Source organism: Vibrio barjaei (genome assembly GCF_001639065.2).
Classification (GTDB): Bacteria; Pseudomonadota; Gammaproteobacteria; order Enterobacterales; family Vibrionaceae; genus Vibrio; species Vibrio barjaei.
Map to the genome: position 1 here is coordinate 1 of NZ_LQXO02000045.1, position 19,136 is coordinate 19,136.

Genomic DNA, 19,136 nt, shown 5'->3' on the forward strand with positions numbered 1-19,136 from the left:
AATGACATTCCGAGAAGACTTAACACTCATCATTTATTGTGCTTGTGAGAGTAAGTCTACCTCTCGTTGTTAGCTTTGCATCTTATTCGATAGGGTTCGATATAGTGTGTGTCCCTTTTATACCTCTGGGTTCGATATAGTGTGTGTCCCTTTTATATTTATACCTCTTAGAGCCAGAGCCAGCAGTTCTTTAGACATTTTTCGGCTAGCACTTTTGCTAAATTGGTAGGATCGGATGAGGAGAGGTATAGCTCAAGTGGCATTTTTAGAATGCTCTCCAAACTGAAGCACAAAAACTTTGCACAGAAGACTGGTCAATTCAAATTGTTTAGGGGTATTCAATTATTTGATGCCACTCTCTGATCATCTTGGTGTTATACAATAAAATGCAGCACAACAAGATGAATAAATTATTGGAAATCAGATGGCTAAAGTCGAAATGCAGTTATTGCTGTACCAATTCTTGCAGAAGCATCAAACAGAGAGTTCAACTTTCACCAAAGAAGAGCTTATCGCGCATGTAGGCTGGAAGCCAAGTACATTCAAATCTTACTACGGGAAGGGTCAGATAACTCAATTCTTAGCAGAGATTGGAGTTAATACATACGAAGCAATCAATGTACTAGATGTAAGTTTTATCGAGTTCAAAAAGCGTTTATCTCAAAGTAAGCACTATCAAGAGCTAGGTCATAAATGTAAATCTAACTTAGCTAAAGCCCTGCTCAAAAAGTCCAAAGATAACATGATGCTTGCATTAGAGCTTTACAACAGACCGTCACTTGAAAACAAGTTAGATGGATTTGTAATGATGTACTCAACTGCTTGGGAGCAGCTTCTGAAAGCAATAATCATTGAGCGAGATGGTGAAGAAGCGGTATTCGAGAAAGCGAATAAGCAAGGCGTAAAGAAAACAATATCTTTGAGGCAATGCTTGGATAAATTGTTCAAAGAAAATGACAATGTAAGAAAGAATATCTCTCGTATAGCTGATTGGCGTGATGGTGCTGTTCATCTACTTATGCCTGAGCTCCAAGGGTTGGCTTCTCGCATATTCCAATCTGGTGTGCTGAATTATTCATCAAAGTTTCAGGAGTTTGCAGAAGTACCATTTATGCGCTCTCAGCATGCTGGAATGATATCACTAGTTGGTGATTTTAAGATGCCACCAGAGCCAGTGTTGCGATCATTGTATGGTAAGGCAGCGGAAGATATGCTCGAACTAGCTCAAACGGTGCAAGATGAAATCGAGAAAGAAGATGATATTGAGTTCGCTATACCGATTAACGTATCACTTGTGTATGCTCGTGATGAGAAAGACAGTCAGATAATACTTGCTGCGGCTAACGGTAAAGCTCAGGACTTGGAGCAGTTGAAAAAAGCTCTTGTAGTTGAGAAGCAAGTAGATCCAGAGAAAACTCATACTTTCACTCAAAAGACTGCTATTGATGCCATTAATAAGACCCTTCATGCTAACTACGATATGGCAAAACTAGAAAAGTGCTTAGTAGCTCGAGACAAAAAGGGAAAGCCAACAATAAATAGTCATTGCTTCCAAGCGGCAGTCTCAAAGCTGAACTGGAAAGCAACTTGTAACAAGCACCACCACTATCAAAAGATATCTAACACACATATTTATTCCCAAGATGCGGTTGATGAGCTCGTTAGGCAAGTTACGACGAAGGATAATTTTATCAAGCAAGCAAAATCTCAAGCTAAGAAGAAAAGAAATAAACAGGCTGCTCTTGCTTAATATTTTCGATATGGCTCTTTTGGTTTTGGCTAGGAGCCAGATTATTAATCTCCCTCTAATTTTTAGGCCGACTACTTGCATTAGAAAAAGTAACCCGACTAAGTGTCACGCAATTTGACAATGGCGTTAGTGCTAACAACGAATGGGGCAAAAGTAAGCTAGAGGTGGCTCATCTGACTCAGAGGACGCCGATGGTAGATTCCTGCCTTCGCAGGAATGACTGGATTTGGGCACTTTACCGTATATCGTAACTAATTTGCTTACTTACGTTCTTTAGTTGCACCCCAACCTTACTAAACGCCTCATAGATAGTTGTTGAGACATGCAGCTGACCTTCTCCCATTAAAAAGTTTGCTCTATCTTGATTCGTTTCGAATACGCATACGATTTTTAAGCTCTGTGGAAAAGAATCGAATTTAACAGTATGAGTCACCCAAAGAAAACCATCGTAGCTTTTTAGCGTCCCTTCACATACTTCGGTCAGTATGTCTCTAATTAAATTTTCAACTTTCTTATCTGATTTACGCATGGAGAAAATTTCCTATTTGTAATGGATAAATAAATATGACCGCATACTTGGCACTCCCAATGTTTGGAAAGTAGGTCAAACAACAGGAGTTGAGGTTGGAGTATACCCACATCAAACTCATAAAGGGCAACTGCATTTAATAACGTTATGTTATCATTTTTATAATTATTGATAACTTTTAAATACTACCAGTCATACTTATACTTCTCCACATCGAAACGAAACACGAAACGAATAATCAAATCAGTTTTTGGAGAAAGTTATGAAAATGAATCACGTTGGTATCATGGTTGGCGATATGGACAAAGCGGTAGAGTTCTACACTAAAGCGCTAGGCCTTCGCGTTGTAATGAACAACACTAAAGTAATCGAAGAGCGCGAAAGTGCAATCGGTCGTATGTGTATTGCAGTATTTGGTGAAGGCTTCAAAGGCTTCAACATTGCTCACCTAGTAACTAATGACGGTATCGGTGTAGAGCTGTTCGAAATGGTTGACCGTGAAGAACGTCATAACGTTGACTTTTCTCGTCTAGGTATCTTCCACTTCTGTCTACAATTGCCAAAAGAGCAGTTTGAATCTGCAATCAAACGTGTAGAAGAGTTTGGCGGTAAAGTGCGCATGGATATTCACCGTTACCACCCAGAAGATGATTCTAAGCAAGCGCAAATGGTTTACCTAGAAGACCCGTTTGGTAACTTATTTGAGTTCTACTCTCACTCTTACGAAGACACTTACGCTTCTGATTACGAGTAACTCTAAATTGCTAATTGAATAATTCTTGTGCCCACTAGATATTTGTCTCGTGGGCATTTTTGTTTTATTGCCTCAATGAATCTCGAAGAAAGTGAATTAGTGAGGCTCTTGCTGACGCAAACAACACAAACGATAAAGTTTAAGTGAGCCGTGCAATTTGCTCTCTTACAATCTCTAAAGCTGATTGCAATTGTGGACGACTTGATGGACCCGCCAGGGATATCCTCACCGCTGCCGGAACTTCATAACGACCCACAGCAAACATTTCTGCTTCTCTCACTCTAACCCCATATTTCAGCAATGATTGGTTAAAATGATACCCTGTTAGCGGTTCAGGCAAAGGTAGCCAAACATTGTAACCAGGCACGCCAATCTGGATTTTGGGAAATACCGTCTTCCAGACCCGATGACGTGCATTGAGTTCCATAGCGATCTCTTCATCCACAGCTTGCATTGCACCGCTGGTTAGCCAGCGACACACCAGATCGATGATGAGTGGGCTAACATACATACAACTGGCTCGTAGCGCACGTTGCATTAAGTCCTTGAAGGACAATGGCAGAATGATAAAGCCCAGTCGCAACCCACCCGCAAAGTACTTAGAAAAGCTCCCTACGTATAAGGTAATATCCGGAGCGATAGCAACTAACGGACTCTTTCGATGAGACGGTGGGCAGTAGAGCACATCGTCCTCAATAATTAGCACATTGTAACGACGGCATATTTCAATGATTTTCAGTCTTCGACTGTCCGATAACTGGGCTCCGGTCGGGTTTTGAACTCCCGGAGTTAGATAAAGTAGTTTGGGACGATGTCTCTTACAGTGCAAAGCTAAATCTTCCGGATCTAATCCATGCTCATCGACTTTTGCTGGCACTAGCTTTCGTTCGGCTTGTTGACATGCGTGGATGAATTCAGGATAACACAACCCTTCAGCAAGAATAGTATCATGGGGACGGCTTAGTGCTTGAATAATCAACGATATTCCGTGTTGCCCCCCATGTGTCCACACCACTCGTCGGGCATCAATATCGATATTGAATTTGGTCATCAGCCATTGTCGAAGGGTCTCGCTATGACCATGAATACCATCAGCGGAGTAATAATCCAGTACCGCTGCTTGCGCGATTTCTTCGTGAGATAGCGCCTTCAATGCATCAGCAAGAAGCTTAGGCTGCGACAAAAGAAAAGGTCGACAGCGTGCCAAATCAATACCTTTTTCTTCCAATACCGGATGATAAAAGTGGTTCAGTTCAGTTTCTCTGTTCCGAACATAAGTACCGCTTCCGACTTTAGGCTCCGTTAATCCCCTTCGCTCGAGCTCATGATAAGCTCTTGTCACCGTTCCAACTGTCACACCCAGTCGATACGACAAAATACGCTGGGGTAGCAATTTAGTATCCGGCTCTAGTTCACCACTTTCTATCACCTCAGCAATCGCGTCAGCCAGTGCCATAAACTTAGGTCCGGAACGACCCGATATATCAGGGACTAACATTGTCTCTCTCCAAAGGGGTACAATTGTTTCTTGTAATCAGGATAAATAAGGCCTGAGGAAAATGAAACCAAAGAATTGTCACCATGACGCATTAACTGTAGGTCTATCTCTCTGAGCACCTTTACTCTTGGGCTGTCTGTACTTGTTTAAGAGGAGAAGAAAGGAAATGACGACATTATGGGACTTAATGCCGGCCATGAGTTTATTCGCATTTGTTACCGCCATCACCCCGGGACCGAACAATTTATTGCTCGCCAATTCAGGGGCACAATTTGGTATCCGGAAATCATGGCGACATCTGATTGGTATTCGTATTGGTGTAGCCGGGCTGATCCTGCTCTGTGCATGTGGCGTAGGTGTCGCTCTTACGACTCACCCTAGTTGGTATCTAGCAATAAAATACCTTGGTCTGGCTTATATGTTTTGGTTGATGATAAAGCTGTTATGTACCAACCCTTTCTCCGGAAAACCCACCAAGAGCAAACCAATCAATATGACTCAGGCTACGTTATTTCAACTGGGTAATATGAAAGCCTGGATGGCATCACTCGCTTTGGTAACAAGCTATAGCCTACCCTCCAGCTATTGGCTCTCTGTGGCACTGATTACCTTGGTATTTACGACATTCGGACTGTTTGCCAATATCACTTGGGTTTGGGTTGGTCAAAAAATCCGAGTTTATCTCAATACCGCCTTAAAACAGCGCATGTTTAATATCAGCCTAGCCGCGATAACGTTTATATCGTTGTTGCCAGTGTTGGAGCACTCTATCTGAGTAACGAAGATTTGAATTTTGTATTTCTAAAAAGATGGTGCATGTGATTCAGTAGGCTCGTCTATAGATTCTTGCCTTCGCAGGAATGACAATATTTGGACTTGGCACATACTGGTAAGTAACACCGAAAGGGGTCGAAGTAAGCACTGGGCCTCCACTAAGTTTCGGAGAAGCTTGTCTTGTTGAAGCCCTATGTTGTTAGGAGAACGCACATGTCTGAGGACCAAGATAACGTTAAACTTCCTTAACTCTCAGAACGCTAGCTCTACGCTACAAACTAAGATCGCCGCATTCTCAACACCTGTCTTAACCGCCTAATTAGTAATTGAACTATCAATATCATGAGCGTATAGTTTTCGTACTACGTTGAAGGATTCTCATTACATATAGGAACTCGAAAATGTGCTTAGTCATTAAGTGTGGTTGTACTCGCTGCCCACCACTTTCATAAAATATCAGTAATTTTAGTTACTTAAGGCGCTGCTCTGTGCGTCAAGATATTTTATTGGAGTTTAAAAATGACTATTCATACTATTATCGCCTTTGCTGGCATTGTATTTTTATTGGCTGTAATACCGGGTCCAAATGCGCTTCTGATTTTGTACACTTCGCTAACCGAGGGAAAGCGACTCGCCTTTGTAAACATACTAGGTATTAGTTGCGGCTTTCTAATCCATGCTTTTGTCACTGCAAAAGGGCTAAGCCTGATCATCTCCCATTCTTACATGGCCTTTAGCGCGTTGAAATGGTTAGGTGCCGGTTATTTGCTTTGGCTTGGGGTGAACAACATAAGAAAAGGTTTAAGCCTGTCTAAACCGATGTTGAACACGGATACACCAACCATAAATACCACACTTGCAAATAGCTTTTATAAGGGATTATTTACCAATCTACTTAATCCTAAAATAATCTTGTTCTACTTATCAATATTCCCACAATTTACCTCACCAGAGAACATTGTTACTCAAAGTATAGTGTTGGGGTCTATTCATGCATTTGTTGTGGCTAGCTGGTTCATTATTGTCATCTTATTTGCGTCAAAGATGAGATCTTTATTAACGTCATCTAAAACAGCTAAATACTTAAACTATGTAAGTGGTGGGTTGTTTATTAGTTTTGCGGCAAGCCTAGCAAGAACCAGACTTTAAAATCAATAACTTACTTGAAATTTTACTCGATAAAGTTAGGAGTTCTACCCCACTTTCGCTTCATAAATGAAGGAGAGAAAGTGGGGTAGAAAAACGTCAAACGCATGTCTGTTGATGATAAACATACCACTTGTTTCCTTGAGGAGGTTCTCTGCCAATCAGAAAAACACCTGTCACCCTTGTTATATGAACACTAATTTCTCACAACTAATTATTGGCATATGCTAGTTATGTTTATACTATCTCTGGCAAAACTTAAGGAGTCCATTAACCTGAAGGTACGTTATGTCTATTCATCATCCTATCAACCACCAGCAATGTGCCATTTGCTGCCAGCCTTTTTTCAACCCACATACAACTCTTGAGTTCATTCCTACGTTAGATGGTGGAGTAAAGGCTCAAATCGTGCCCATGGAGAATGTGCAAGGCTACCAAGATGTCATGCAGGGTGGTGCAATCAGCGCTCTACATGATGCCGCCATGACCCACTGTCTTTTCTCTCGCGACGTTTGTGCCATGACAGCCCAACTTGATGTTCGCTTTATCAAACCAATACCTCTTAACACGTTAATTGAGGTACAAGCTCATTGCCTGAAAAGCAAACGAGGTTTGTATGTTTTAAAGAGTGGTATTTATGTGGATGGTGAGTGTTATTCAAAGGCTGAAGCGAAGTTTATGTAGCCACCTTCAACCAAGACCTCGTGCAGCTAATCAAGACTGTTGCTTAGCGAAGGCGGTTTTAAAATTCTACATCTCTTCAAGAAAACGACCCCGAAGTTGTTGCTCAATCGCGGTTCTTGCGTCATCCATATCGGCAGGCACATTCGAAAGTGGGAAACCGTCTGGCCAAACTCCTCCTCGGTATACACCGCCCTCCACTCTGCCATAGGTTTCTTGATGAGCTATTGGCAGCGTAGGACTGTCCTCATAGGCCAGCCATAGGCGAAGCAGCAACCTTTTGTCCTCAGAGGAACTCGCTACATCGGTATATTCAGAACGCGCATGTAGCAAACGATGGTTGTCGATCAACAGTAAATCACCAGACTCAAGAGAGAGATCTAATGATTGGCCTTTTTCCTCTAAGTAACGGTCTAATGCATTCATCGCCTCAATTTGTTGTTTCGTTAGACGTGGTGCGTCGGAAAAGCGTTGAGAGCTTTCGATGAATCGCCGAACGTAGCGTGAAACGAAAGTTGCATTTAAACACGAAAATGGGGCCAACATCGTCCAACCTCGCTCGCCACCTCCTATGTCATCCCGCCTATCAAATGGAAATGGCTGGGTAAGAAGGCTGGCCAGATTAGGATGGGAGCGTTGCAATTGCCCAAACGCGGACACTGCACTCACCAAACGCGTTTCTCCGCCTCGGCGGGCAGGATGGATACACAACAACGACAACAAGTCACAACGATCAGAATGAAATGGCAACGCCGCGCGACTTTCATAACCCCGTTGATTTGGCCGAGAAATATCACTCTGTTTATCTGTAACGTGCCCAATGAAGTCAAACTTCTTACTTTGTGATACTGGCGCCCCAAATAAGAAGCCAATATTCAACAGTTCATTTCGACATTTATCTATACCTAGTTCCTTAACAGGAACACCTCTAATCAATATAAAACCCCGATTTTTCAAGACACTATCAATATATTTTTTGTGCTTTTTAAACAGGTAACTTATATCCGTATTTTTATTTAAATCAAAAACCCAATCTTTACTATTAACAAGTTCAAAACCTTTCCAATTCAATCCATTTGCTAGAACCACCTATCCACCCCAAAGCCAGTTAATAACAATACATCTCTTTAAATACACTTATCACTAAAATACCAACCTAGGAATTAGACTAAAGTCTCATAATTATTACACCCATCATTCTAGTTTTCGACGAATTAATAGACACAGCTTAAAACAACCCTCAATGTGTATAATTTTTATTCCTAAAATGTAGAAACTTTAATAAAAACAACAGTGATCAAACTTTGCTATTTATTACTATTTTTAAGCATTTTTCGTATAGCATTTATTATTAATTCTGTTATCTGTAAAAAATAGTTTTTTCAGTTTTTACAGAAAAGGGATAACAAGTGGCAGACAATATAGATTTCGGTAAGACGGCCAGTGACTATGCTCAGCATCGTGAAGGCTTCCCTCGGACACTGCTTTCTCGATTGCAATCATACGCGATCGGGCTATCGGGCCAATCGATTCTAGATATCGGGACAGGGACCGGAACATTAGCTCGTCAATTTGCATTGCAAGGTTCACGAGTCAGTGCGCTGGATGTTGCTTCTGAATTAATTGAGCAAGCAAAGTTACTCGATCGATTAGTAGGAGTGGAAGTCGATTACCACCTTGGTAATGCGGAAGCATTGCCGTTCGCAGACTGCTCAATGGATGTCATCTCAGCAGGCCAATGCTGGCACTGGTTTAACGCCGAGCTAGTTGCTCGTGAATGCCATCGAGTTTTGAAACCGGGCGGAGCCTTGGTCATTTGTCATTTTGATTGGCTACCTATAGTTGGCAACATGGTTGAGCTGACAGAGTCCTTAATCCTCAAGCATAACTCAAATTGGTCTATGGGAGGAGGCTCTGGGCTCTACCCACGCTGGCTGTCCGATTTATCAACAGAAGGGTTTCAACATTTAGAAACGTTCAGCTTTGATTTAGACGTTCCTTACTCCCACGAACGTTGGTGTGGTCGAATCCGAGCAAGTGCTGGTATATCAGCCAGCCTTTCCCCTTTACAAGTGCATAATTTTGATAAGGAACATCAAGCGACACTGGCCTCTCGTTTTCCAGACGAACCTTTGCAGATCCCCCACCGTGTTTGGTCTCTAATAGCGCGTAAAACGTGGAGTTAAGATCGTGGCATTAAAGCACTTCCCAAGATTAATCGACACAACATTAAGAGAAGGCTTTCAAGCCCCAGATGTTCACTTTTCCACGCAACAAGTGTGCGAGATTGCTCAACATTTGGTGAAAGCAGGTGCCGAAATGCTCGAAGTCGGGCACCCACTGATTTCTAAGGAAGCAATGGCTCATGTCAGCGCAGTCGTTGGAATGGATTTAGGAGTTCCCATTTTGTCACATGCACGTGCACATCCTGATGATATCAATGCCGTCGCACGTTCAGGGGCCTCCTGGGTGGGTATTTTTCTTGGGGTTAACCCAATTACCGAACGAACGCGGGTCTCAGGCAGCAGTTTTCCATCACTGCTCGAGAAGATTGCTGCGTCGGTTCATCATGCGAGACAACAAGGGCTGCTAGTGCGCTACACCATTGAGGACGCGAGCCGGACACCGATCGAACGCTTACTCGCCTCATACCGGACAGCGGTTGAAGCTGGTGCACAACGACTCTGCTTTGCGGACAGCGTTGGCTTACTAGACCCGAAACAAACTCGGCTATTTATCAGGGCATTACGCCATGAATTCCCCGATATTGAGCTGGAAGGGCATTTCCACGATGACCGCGGTTTAGCGATGGCTAACGCTCTTCAAGCCGTAGAGTCTGGTGTTGACTGGATTTCCGTGTCCACCAACGGATTGGGTGAGCGTTGCGGCATTACCGATCACGGAATATTTGCCGTCAACTTGCATCACCGAGGAGAACGTACCCTCGATGCGAACCAAGGAAAGTACTTACACGAGCTGTCAAAGTACGTCGCGACATGCAGCGGACACGCGCTTCATCCTGCCACCCCTATTTTCGGGGAGCACGCATTCACACATACCGCTAGATTGCATGTAAAAGCAGTGAAGCGCGATCCCGACAGCTATCAGTGGACTGACCCAGTGCAATTTGGTCAAGCCTGCAAAATTTCTAAACAGCGTATAAGGAGTAACATAGTGACAGATACAGTAATCAACGATAAGACCGTCGGTTGGGATATTGTAGGAGGGTTATTTTGGGAAAAAGGACGCCAATCTGCTAAGCCCAGTGAATCGGAACTTGAACTCTTTACCGCCGGAATAAAGCCCGGGGATAAAGTGGCCGTCATTGGTGCATCGACCAAAGATCTGATCGAGCATCTGATGGCAATGGATGTGAATGTCACGGTCTACGATTTTTCAAAAGGCATGTGCGACTCTCTAAAAGAGGCCCTCTCACCTAATGCCCCTCCCATCCGAGTATTAGATATTACGGCCCCTTTAGACAGGGAATTAATCAGCTATTACGACTATGTGCTTAACGATCGTTTAGTGAATCGATTTACCACGCAGGAAGCTAAAAAAGCTCTGAAAAACATGGTAGCGCTGGCAATGCAAGGGGAAGTTCGCGCTTCAGTTAAGCTTGGGCTTTATGCCATGGATGAAAAGATGATTGAGTTGGGTAAAAGACGCCAAGTACTAGAACGTTTCTATTGCGAAGATACCCAAACCATCGATTTCTCAAAAGCCGGTGATATTTTGGAAGAGTCTCTTCTTCCTCACGGACAGATTGATCGAGATGTGCTGTTACGATGGTACCAAAGTCGTGGAATGGAAACGCGTTTCTCCGATAGTTCACTTAAGCATCTGATCGAAGGCGTGATACTCGACGATGGTTCTCAGATCAACGTTGAACACCAGTGCAATTTTCCTGATGCACAAGACACTGTCATGTACAGCTTAAAATCGGTGTAAGCCATGTGTGGAATTGCAGCCGTTAGTCTAAAAAAAGGGCGAGAAGATCTCGCCTTTGACCTCATCAACACAATCAATCGACATCAACACATGCGAGGCCCTGATGGTAATGGATATATGCTCAGCGACAATTCGGGCGTTGGGATGGTGCGACTTAGAGTCCGCGCAGATCAGACCGAAGCTGAACCCATCCGCTTATCACCTCAATTGACCGCAGCCTACAATGGTGAAATCTATTGGCATAATGGTCAAGTTCCATCGGGCGGTAAAGGTGAAGTAAGTGCGCTCACTGACGCTTGTCACAATGACCTCGATGGCATGTACGCCCTGGCCTGTCTATCTCATCCCGATGGACAATTAACCCTTCAACGTGATCCTTTCGGTATTAAACCTTTGTGGATGCGTGAAACCGACATCGGCATTTTGGCGGCGTCCCACCCAAGTCCTCTCTATTGCTCTGCCCCTGTGGACATTGCGACCAAAGGTGTCCAACAATTTTTAGCGTTTGGGAAAACCCTACATCAGCAAGGCTTGGTCAAAGGTGTCACGCAACTAGAGCGCGGGCATTCTGTAACGATACATTCAGGTGAAGTCGTCAACAAACATCCTATTCGACGCCAATCACCAAATGCGCCACCTATCTCTGCACAACAATTGCGTAGTGCTATATCGAGTTCACTACAACGAACCTTGGTCTCCGATCAACCTTTAGGTCTCGCTATCAGTGGAGGGCTCGATTCCACTATTTTGGCCTATGAGCTTGCACAAATGGGGGTGGAAGATCTTAAGACTGTCAGTATACGTGTCGAAGGTGGAGATGATGGAATTCAAAATCTTAGCTCGATGCGCGGGTTTTCCAAGGTTGTATCTACGTGGCAGCATCACTGTGTCACTGTTACCCCTAGCGATTTCGCAACAGGTCTTGAGGCTGCATCGCACATTCTAGGGGAACCGACCGCAATGTCTTCCGTTCCGCTTTACATGGGATTAGCAGATGCCGCTCAACAACAAGGCATCGTCGTTCTGCTACTTGGCGAAGGTGCCGATGAGCTATTCATGGGCTACCAGAGCTACCAATCTTTGGATCTTGATTCGGCAGACCCTCTAGTGACCCATATGTGCTCTGCACAGAAGGAGCACTATTTAACTCGTCTACTTGGCACACCTCAAGTCGCAGCGCTAAAGGCTCAACTACACAATGCCTATCCTCACATTTCTGGGCGCTCCGAGCTCGAACGGGTGCGCGAAGCAGAGCTTGATTTGAGCTTGGGGCCACTTCTACATCGTGCAGACCAAATCTTGATGTCACGTTCTATCGAGGGCCGAACTCCATTTCTCCATGGCGGTGTGCCTCACCTGGCAATGTCATTTCCACCTCAAGCTAACCTCTGCTCAAGTCAAGGAAAGGTATTGCTAAGACAAGCCTACCCCGAATTGATGGCAAAGTCGGGGCCCTGGCAAGTCAAACGAGCGTTTCGTGCACCCGTACACGATTGGTTATGCGGAGTGCTACGACCATGGGCAACGGACATCTTGATGGACTCGCGTAAGGCGCTTTCAGAGTTTGGGATCCGCAGAGACGGAATCACTGAAGTTTGTCTGGGACTGAAGGCTGGGGATTCAGGAGCCGCGTCAATAGCGGTTCCTTTGCTTAGCTTGGCCTTTTGGCTCAACAGTGTTCAACGTTGAAGGAGGAGTGATGCACGATTTGTCACAAAGGGCGGATAGTCACTATCTCACCAAAGTTGAACAGCAAATGCGAAACCTTGGTATACAGCGTTATGAGATACCTTGGAGAGACACGACGCTAAGTTTACTTCAAAGCGGATCGATGACGGGACCGCAAGTCCTATGTCTTCACGGTGTTACTTATTCATCAGCGAGTGTCTTTCATCTCTCAATATCGGGGGCCGCCGCAGACGAGTATTCATTACTCTTGAAGCTAAGTCAGTCGCTAGGGTGTTGGTGCCTGGATTTTTCTGGTTACGGTTTCTCCCCCACGTCGACTTCATCGTTCAAGGAAACCATAGACGATTACGTCGAACAAGTCGGAGAAGCCGTGCGCTATCTCCGTCAACTAACAGGACATAAGCCCGTGCTCATCGGCTGGTCATGGGGGGGCCAAGTGGCTAGTCGCTACGCAGGGCGTCACGGAGAGAATTTGTCAGGATTAGTCTACTGGGGCGCACTCTGGGGCGGCACGGGTCAAGTCGATTTCGTTAAGTCGTTACCTAAACCTACATCACCTCGTCGTATTAACACTCAACAACATGCAGGCGCGGATTTTAAAACCCCTCACACATTTGAATCTGAAGTGAAAAACCGATTTATCGACTTTGCTTTGCGTCTCGACCCAACGAGCCCAACGACGGGACTTACCGAGTCGCTGTACAACATGCCGTTGCACTCTCCAGAAGAGATTAATGTGCCAACACTCGTCATTCATGGTGAACACGACTTTGTCGCGCAGTCTAACGACATTAGCGATTATTTCGCCGCACTAGCCTGCCCTATAAAGCAATACCGGATCATTGCTCACGCCGATCACAATGTTCAATACAGTCACGCCCGGCAAACATTAGTCAATGAGTTGAAAAGCTTCAGCCAACAATGTTTTCAGCACAAATTGGACGTCTAAGGAACTCATTATGTCTATTTTAATTTTGAATCGGTCAGCCATGTCTTTCTCTGCTTATCATGAATGGTTAGCACACCTGCCCGACCACTCTCTCCATTACTACACCGCGCCCGGCAAGCGTGATTTGCCACCAGACCAACAAGTACTAGCAGACACACAGTATGCGTCAATTAGAGAGTTCAACAACTATGATACCTCTGATGAGCTTGAGCTAGCGGTCTTGAAGCAACATCATCAGGAACCTTTCACTGGCATCGTCGCTATGTCTGAGTGGGATCAGATCAGAGCAGGACGACTGCGAGATCGTCTTGGTTTAGGTGGCACAACAGAACAGCAGGCGCTGTATTACCGCGATAAGCTGTTAATGAAGCAAACGCTCAAGGAACACGGAGTGCCGGTAACGCCCTTTTGTTCGGTCAATAATGTCATCGACCTATTGCGTTTTGTAGAACAGGTGGGATACCCAATCGTGGTCAAGCCCCGCCTCTTAGCAGCGTCGATGGGGCTGAGCGTTTTGCGCAATGAGCAACAACTGCGTGAGTTTGCTCATTCAGGCTTTGGTAACAGTATAGAAACACAGAAGCACCTTCTCGCCGAACAATGGGTCGACTTTGACACCGAGTACCATATTGATGGCCTCATTGAAAATCATCAGATAAAGCTCAACTGGCCATCGCAATACATCGGTGATGTCTCCGTCAGCGATGGTGGAAAAGGTCTCTTTGGTGGCCTTCTCCTATCACCAGATGATCCTATGCGTAAACCACTGCAAGCGCTCATCCAAAAGACATTAAGCGCGCTCCCTCAGGTGTCGAACACTACTTTTCATGCCGAAGTCTTTCGTACCCGAGATGGCCGCCTTATCGTCAACGAGATTGCTGCCCGAACGGGTGGGTTTCGCATCAACGATCTCATCAAAGCAAGCTTTGGCGTGTGGTTGAACCGAGAGTGGACAAAAGCGATGACAGGCGGAATAGGAGAATTTCCCTCCGGACAGAACGCGCAACGCCACCCCGAACGAATGTCGGGCTACCTCATGCTAAGACCTAAGCGAGGCATCATTGCCTCTATTCCCGAGACCTGTCCACTCGATGACGTTTATGACTATCGAATTGCCGCCTCAGTAGGCGATCACTTTGATACAACAGGCAACCCTGGGGAGCACGTTGCGTCGGTCGTTGTCACCGGTGAAGACTGCGAATCTGTGATGCAACGTCTTCAAGAGGTGCATCAATGGTTTTATTCAAACTTGGTTGTTAAGAACAAATAGTAGGAGTCAAAAGATGGCAATAGTGATTTTACATCGAGCAGCCCTCACCTCATCCCCTTACCATGAATGGTTAAAAGACAGCCAAGAGCCGATTTTTCTACTCGTCTCCCAAGAGAAGCTCAACGCATTTTCAGAAAGCTTGGAGATACTTCCGAGACACATTTATCATTCAGTACGAGCGATAGAGCATTACGACACGAGTGGGGAAGTAGAATTAGCCGTGTTAGATATCGCGAAACACCATACCATTCGAGCGATCGTCGCCCAAGCTGAGTTTGATATCGAACGAGCAGCCCGATTGCGTGCCTACCTCGGTATTCCGGGTCAGGACGAAGATAGTGCGCGCCATTTCCGCAATAAGATAGATATGAAAAAGGCGTTACAACACGCAGGGCTTCCTATAGCACCCTTTGCTGAAGTACAGAATGTTCATACTCTAATCGACTTCACTCAGCAACATGGCTTCCCTATCATTGTTAAGCCGCAGAACGGTGCAGGGTCTTTTGGCGTGACAATGTTGAGCGACCAAACTGAAATGGCACAATTCATCGTACAAGGCTTTACGCCAAGTCTGGACATTGAGTCCAATCTGATGGTAGAGCAATTCGTCGATGGGCCCACCTATCATGTTGATGGAATCGTTGTGCAAGGAAAGTCATACACCATCGTTCCCTCTTGTTATCACACTGAATCGCTCGATTTTAAAAACAATGAAGGCGAAGCAACGGCAAGCTATACCTTAACGAAAGACAACCCTCTAACGGCACGGCTGCAAGAGTTTGTCCAATTGGTACTTGATGCACTACCAACCCCAGAAACAACCACTTTTCATGCCGAGGTCTTCCATACACCCGATGATCGTTTGGTCTTGTGTGAAATTGCTAGTCGCACAGGGGGCGCTCGCATTGGTGATGCACTAGAGATAGCGTTGAGCTGCAATCTCAATGAGCTTTGGGCGAGACAAGAGTGTGGTCTTGAAACCGATGTTTTATTAGAGCAACTTGAAATCAACTCACCTAAACGTCCTGTTACGGGCTGGGCATTAATCTCGCCCAAACCTGGTTTGGTCAAATATGTACCGAGCGAGTGCGATTTACCCGAAGTCGTGGATTATAACCTCAATATTTCTGCTGGCTGCACCTTACAAGCACCTCAAGCAGCGACAGAGAGCATTGCCAGTTTTGTCTTCATTGCTGACGATGAGCAACACGCTTGTCGAATCATCGATGAAGGCCGAGCATGGTTTAATCAACATTGCGAAATAGAAGGTCCTACAACACATGGGATTGGATAATTTTAATCGCACCTTTCAGTGGTTTCTCGCAATCCGAAGTCTAGGGCTATTGGCCGATCAAATCGCGCTGCTAGCAATCCCTGTCTCCATCTATATGATCACCGGTGATATTGCTTGGTCAGGCATGGCGGTCGTCGTCCAATGGTTGCCGCGCATAATATTCTTACCTTTACTTGGGGGGATGATTGACCGTTGGAAACTCCGTACCCAGTACGTCCTCATTGACGTCGTTCGTGCTGCTGGAGCATGCAGCCTTATCTGGATCAACCAACCTGTTTTACTAATGTTAATGGCAGGTTTGTTGTCACTACTGAGTGGTTACTCTTTCCTTGTACTTGAGTACTCAGTTGCTACCCAGTTGGATAAGGAGCAATTAGCTCGAAACCAAAGTTGGCTTCAGGTCATCGAAAACTCCACCCGAGTAGCCGGCCCTGCATTGGGAGGGTTACTACTGGCATGGGGAAGCATTGAGGGCGTTATGCTGGTGTGCACCGCATTATTTACGCTAGCTTCTTCCATGACACTGATCCGCTTCCCCAAACAACAGAACACTGCCAAGCCCGACTCACCATCAGGCGTATTCCACAGTTTCCGCTGTATATGGGCATCAAAACCACTGTTACGTTTAACGGTCTTGAGCATGGGGAGCAACTTCATCGAAGGAGCACTCTATGCCCTCCTACCAGGGCTTATTCTTACTCAATACGGGCAAGGACCAGATGTCGTCGGCTATTTAAATGGGGTAAGTGCATTATGTGTCATTATTTTTATGGCACTTCTCACGCGCTGGGTAATGCAATGGAATCTGGTTTGGGTAGGTAATTTGTCGCTGGCAATTTCGTCTTTGTTCGTGTTTTGGATGGGGTTATCACCCAGTTTCGTTGGCTTTTGCTTACTCTACACTGGCTTCACTATCCTGCGGTCGCTGTTTGTACTGTACCTGCGAACTGAACGTATCAAGCATATCCCATCTGAAAACTTAGGCCAGGTTCTTGGCGCCATGGTCGCGATCATTTTATGCACCATCCCTATTTCTGGCAGTGTAGTCGCTGTGCTTGCAGAGTGGTTAAGCATGAATCAAGTCTTATTACTGTCCGTCACAAGCTCAATGACGATATACGCGTTTGCTTGGTTGCTGACACGCCAAAACCTCTCTTTGAGCGATATTCAAAACAAACCTAAGGATTGATATGGAAGTCATAACTCAAATCATACGTGGGGGGTCTTCAAAAGGTCTATTTATTGACCAATCCGAAGTGCCGCCCGTAGGACCCGAAAGGGATGCTATGATTTTGCGTCTCTTTGGCACGCCAGATCGAAGACAAATCGATGGGCTTGGTGGTGCCGATAAACTCACTAGCAAAGTGGCAATCATAGGCCCTTCAAAGCGAGCGGACTGCGATGTATCGTACTTGTTTGGTCAGGTAGGAACAGAGCACCCAACTTTGGACTGGCAATCGAATTGCGGCAATATAAGCGCAGGGGCGGCACTTTACGCGGCCAATCAAGGCCTAGGAACTGTGTCTGGAGGTTGTCGAACGATACGTATAGAACAGAACAATACTGGCCGAGTTATTGTCGCCACCGTTCCAGAAACTAATGGTGTACCGAATAAAGTTGGTGATTTTTCAATTGGCGGGGTTCCGGGACAGGGACCTAAAATAGACCTTGATTTTAAAGACTTTTCTGGCTCCTGCTTAAATCGAGGTTTGTTTCCCTATGGGGAGCGACGCACTTACCTGAATATCCCTAGGCTTGGCGAGCTAGAGGTCACCGTGGTCGATATGGCAAATTTGCATATATTTGTCCACGCTAGTGATCTGTGCGTCCGACCATCTGACTCTCTTGATACATTACAATCTGACCGAGGGTTACTTAAACATCTAGACAACATTCGAGCAAAAGTGGCATTAGAGTTAGGATTTTTCTCTGCTGCAGAGTTGAAAGTGAACTTATCGCGTAACATGAATCCGTTAGTCCATATTGTTGATAATGCCCACGGTTATTACACCGACAATGGCCTGTCAATTCCTCGAGGAGACATTGACCTATTGGTTCGTTCCTATTCACGTGGACAGTTCTCCAAAGCTTATCCGGGGACAGGAGCGGTAGGTACCGCCGTAGCCGCTTGTATCAAACACACCGTCCCTTTCTCAAAATTAAAACAGAAGGTTAATGACCAACACCAGCAGCAAATATCACTGGGTCATCCGGGAGGGAAAATGTCAATTGAGGTCAGTGTGAGCGAAATTGAAGGAATGCACTACATTTCCCAAGCTCAACTGGGGCGCACGGCGCGTATTTTGATGACAGGGGTCGCCTATTTGGACTAAAGGCAAATCTAAATTTGAATACTGAATTTCTGTAAACCTCAACGCTATCAAGTTTATCGCCGCACCCCGCGAGGAAGCGAGATGAAAAATGCCTTAGCGAAATTATAAAGCTAAGGCATTTTCGTTATCGACTACTCAGTATCTCAAAATAGAGCATTGAATTACTGAGAATACAGCTTCCGCGTTGGCTCAGGCTCCACGTACTCAACCAAAGCACTATTAGACAAGGAATCAGCTTTCTCCTGCTCACCAGAGACAACAAACACCCTCTGATTCTCCAATACCTCGACTACTTCTAATTGATGAGACGTTAATAACTCCCTCACCTGTTGCTCCGCTCCCTGAGTGTACTTCACGTAAAATCGGGTTGGCTGCTCTGCCATGTCCACTAGTCTCTCATCTATTGGTGGAAAGGCCGGGTTGCCCGCGTAGCTTGCTGTCATGCTAAGTACAAGAGCAAATCCGATGAACCAAGTTAGCCATTGAAAATGAGAAGGTATGGTGTTCTTCATAACCAC

17 protein-coding genes are annotated in these 19,136 nt (G+C 45.2%); 13 read left to right on the forward strand and 4 right to left on the reverse strand.

What is annotated here, in order from left to right:
* The first annotated feature begins 424 nt into the window (after nt 1-424).
* A complete protein-coding gene (locus tag AWH66_RS19505) occupies nt 425-1,750 on the forward strand; it encodes a DUF3644 domain-containing protein (RefSeq protein ID WP_063604169.1) in 1,326 nt (441 codons plus the stop codon).
* A gap of 235 nt (nt 1,751-1,985) precedes the next feature.
* Here the strand turns inward: AWH66_RS19505 and AWH66_RS19510 are convergent, their stop codons facing one another.
* Nucleotides 1,986-2,279, reverse strand: a complete 294-nt coding sequence (locus AWH66_RS19510) for a hypothetical protein (RefSeq protein WP_063604168.1) — start codon at nt 2,277-2,279, stop codon at nt 1,986-1,988.
* 262 nt (nt 2,280-2,541) lie between these two features.
* On the opposite strand from AWH66_RS19510, the gene AWH66_RS19515 reads away from it, so the two are divergent.
* Nucleotides 2,542-3,033: a VOC family protein gene (locus AWH66_RS19515; RefSeq protein ID WP_006069926.1), complete on the forward strand. Its 492-nt coding sequence runs from the start codon at nt 2,542-2,544 to the stop codon at nt 3,031-3,033.
* A gap of 139 nt (nt 3,034-3,172) precedes the next feature.
* Here AWH66_RS19515 and AWH66_RS19520 read toward each other — a convergent pair whose 3' ends face one another.
* Nucleotides 3,173-4,531 (reverse strand): aminotransferase-like domain-containing protein, encoded by a 1,359-nt coding sequence (locus AWH66_RS19520; protein WP_063604167.1) that lies wholly within the window; start codon nt 4,529-4,531, stop codon nt 3,173-3,175.
* Nucleotides 4,532-4,697: 166 nt separating this feature from the next.
* On the opposite strand from AWH66_RS19520, the gene AWH66_RS19525 reads away from it, so the two are divergent.
* From AWH66_RS19525 to AWH66_RS19535, 3 genes are all read left to right on the forward strand, one after another.
* Nucleotides 4,698-5,306 carry a LysE family translocator gene (locus AWH66_RS19525; RefSeq protein ID WP_063604166.1) on the forward strand — a complete coding sequence of 203 codons (609 nt, stop codon included), beginning with the start codon at nt 4,698-4,700 and terminating at the stop codon, nt 5,304-5,306.
* A 518-nt stretch (nt 5,307-5,824) separates the two neighbouring features.
* Nucleotides 5,825-6,454, forward strand: a complete 630-nt coding sequence (locus AWH66_RS19530; RefSeq protein WP_063604165.1) for a LysE family translocator — start codon at nt 5,825-5,827, stop codon at nt 6,452-6,454.
* A gap of 285 nt (nt 6,455-6,739) precedes the next feature.
* Nucleotides 6,740-7,135 carry a PaaI family thioesterase gene (locus AWH66_RS19535; protein ID WP_063604164.1) on the forward strand — a complete coding sequence of 132 codons (396 nt, stop codon included), beginning with the start codon at nt 6,740-6,742 and terminating at the stop codon, nt 7,133-7,135.
* A gap of 66 nt (nt 7,136-7,201) precedes the next feature.
* Here AWH66_RS19535 and AWH66_RS19540 read toward each other — a convergent pair whose 3' ends face one another.
* Nucleotides 7,202-8,221: a TauD/TfdA family dioxygenase gene (locus AWH66_RS19540; protein ID WP_063604163.1), complete on the reverse strand. Its 1,020-nt coding sequence runs from the start codon at nt 8,219-8,221 to the stop codon at nt 7,202-7,204.
* 320 nt (nt 8,222-8,541) lie between these two features.
* Here AWH66_RS19540 and AWH66_RS19545 point away from each other — a divergent pair, with 320 nt between their 5' ends.
* From AWH66_RS19545 to AWH66_RS19580, 8 genes are read left to right on the forward strand one after another with little or no spacing between them, the layout of a single operon-like run.
* The gene (locus tag AWH66_RS19545; RefSeq protein ID WP_063604162.1) at nt 8,542-9,318 is read left to right on the forward strand and encodes a class I SAM-dependent methyltransferase; all 777 of its coding nucleotides are present in this window, start codon (nt 8,542-8,544) and stop codon (nt 9,316-9,318) included.
* A gap of 4 nt (nt 9,319-9,322) precedes the next feature.
* Nucleotides 9,323-11,083 carry a hypothetical protein gene (locus AWH66_RS25490; RefSeq protein ID WP_167360974.1) on the forward strand — a complete coding sequence of 587 codons (1,761 nt, stop codon included), beginning with the start codon at nt 9,323-9,325 and terminating at the stop codon, nt 11,081-11,083.
* 3 nt (nt 11,084-11,086) lie between these two features.
* Nucleotides 11,087-12,772 carry an asparagine synthetase B family protein gene (locus AWH66_RS19555; RefSeq protein WP_063604161.1) on the forward strand — a complete coding sequence of 562 codons (1,686 nt, stop codon included), beginning with the start codon at nt 11,087-11,089 and terminating at the stop codon, nt 12,770-12,772.
* Between the two features lie 10 nt (nt 12,773-12,782).
* On the forward strand, nt 12,783-13,721 hold the full coding sequence (locus AWH66_RS19560; protein WP_063604160.1) for an alpha/beta hydrolase: 939 nt from the start codon (nt 12,783-12,785) through the stop codon (nt 13,719-13,721).
* A gap of 10 nt (nt 13,722-13,731) precedes the next feature.
* Complete coding sequence (locus tag AWH66_RS19565; RefSeq protein WP_063604159.1) at nt 13,732-14,991, forward strand: ATP-grasp domain-containing protein; 1,260 nt, start codon at nt 13,732-13,734, stop codon at nt 14,989-14,991.
* Nucleotides 14,992-15,004: 13 nt separating this feature from the next.
* Complete coding sequence (locus tag AWH66_RS19570) at nt 15,005-16,285, forward strand: ATP-grasp domain-containing protein (RefSeq protein WP_063604158.1); 1,281 nt, start codon at nt 15,005-15,007, stop codon at nt 16,283-16,285.
* Nucleotides 16,272-17,474, forward strand: a complete 1,203-nt coding sequence (locus tag AWH66_RS19575; RefSeq protein ID WP_063604157.1) for an MFS transporter — start codon at nt 16,272-16,274, stop codon at nt 17,472-17,474. Before AWH66_RS19570 ends, AWH66_RS19575 begins: the two co-directional genes overlap by 14 nt.
* 1 nt (nt 17,475) lies before the next feature.
* On the forward strand, nt 17,476-18,618 hold the full coding sequence (locus AWH66_RS19580) for a PrpF domain-containing protein (RefSeq protein WP_063604156.1): 1,143 nt from the start codon (nt 17,476-17,478) through the stop codon (nt 18,616-18,618).
* A 161-nt stretch (nt 18,619-18,779) separates the two neighbouring features.
* On the opposite strand, the gene AWH66_RS19585 is transcribed toward AWH66_RS19580, so the two are convergent.
* Nucleotides 18,780-19,130, reverse strand: a complete 351-nt coding sequence (locus AWH66_RS19585; RefSeq protein ID WP_063604155.1) for a hypothetical protein — start codon at nt 19,128-19,130, stop codon at nt 18,780-18,782.
* Nucleotides 19,131-19,136 lie beyond the last annotated feature (6 nt).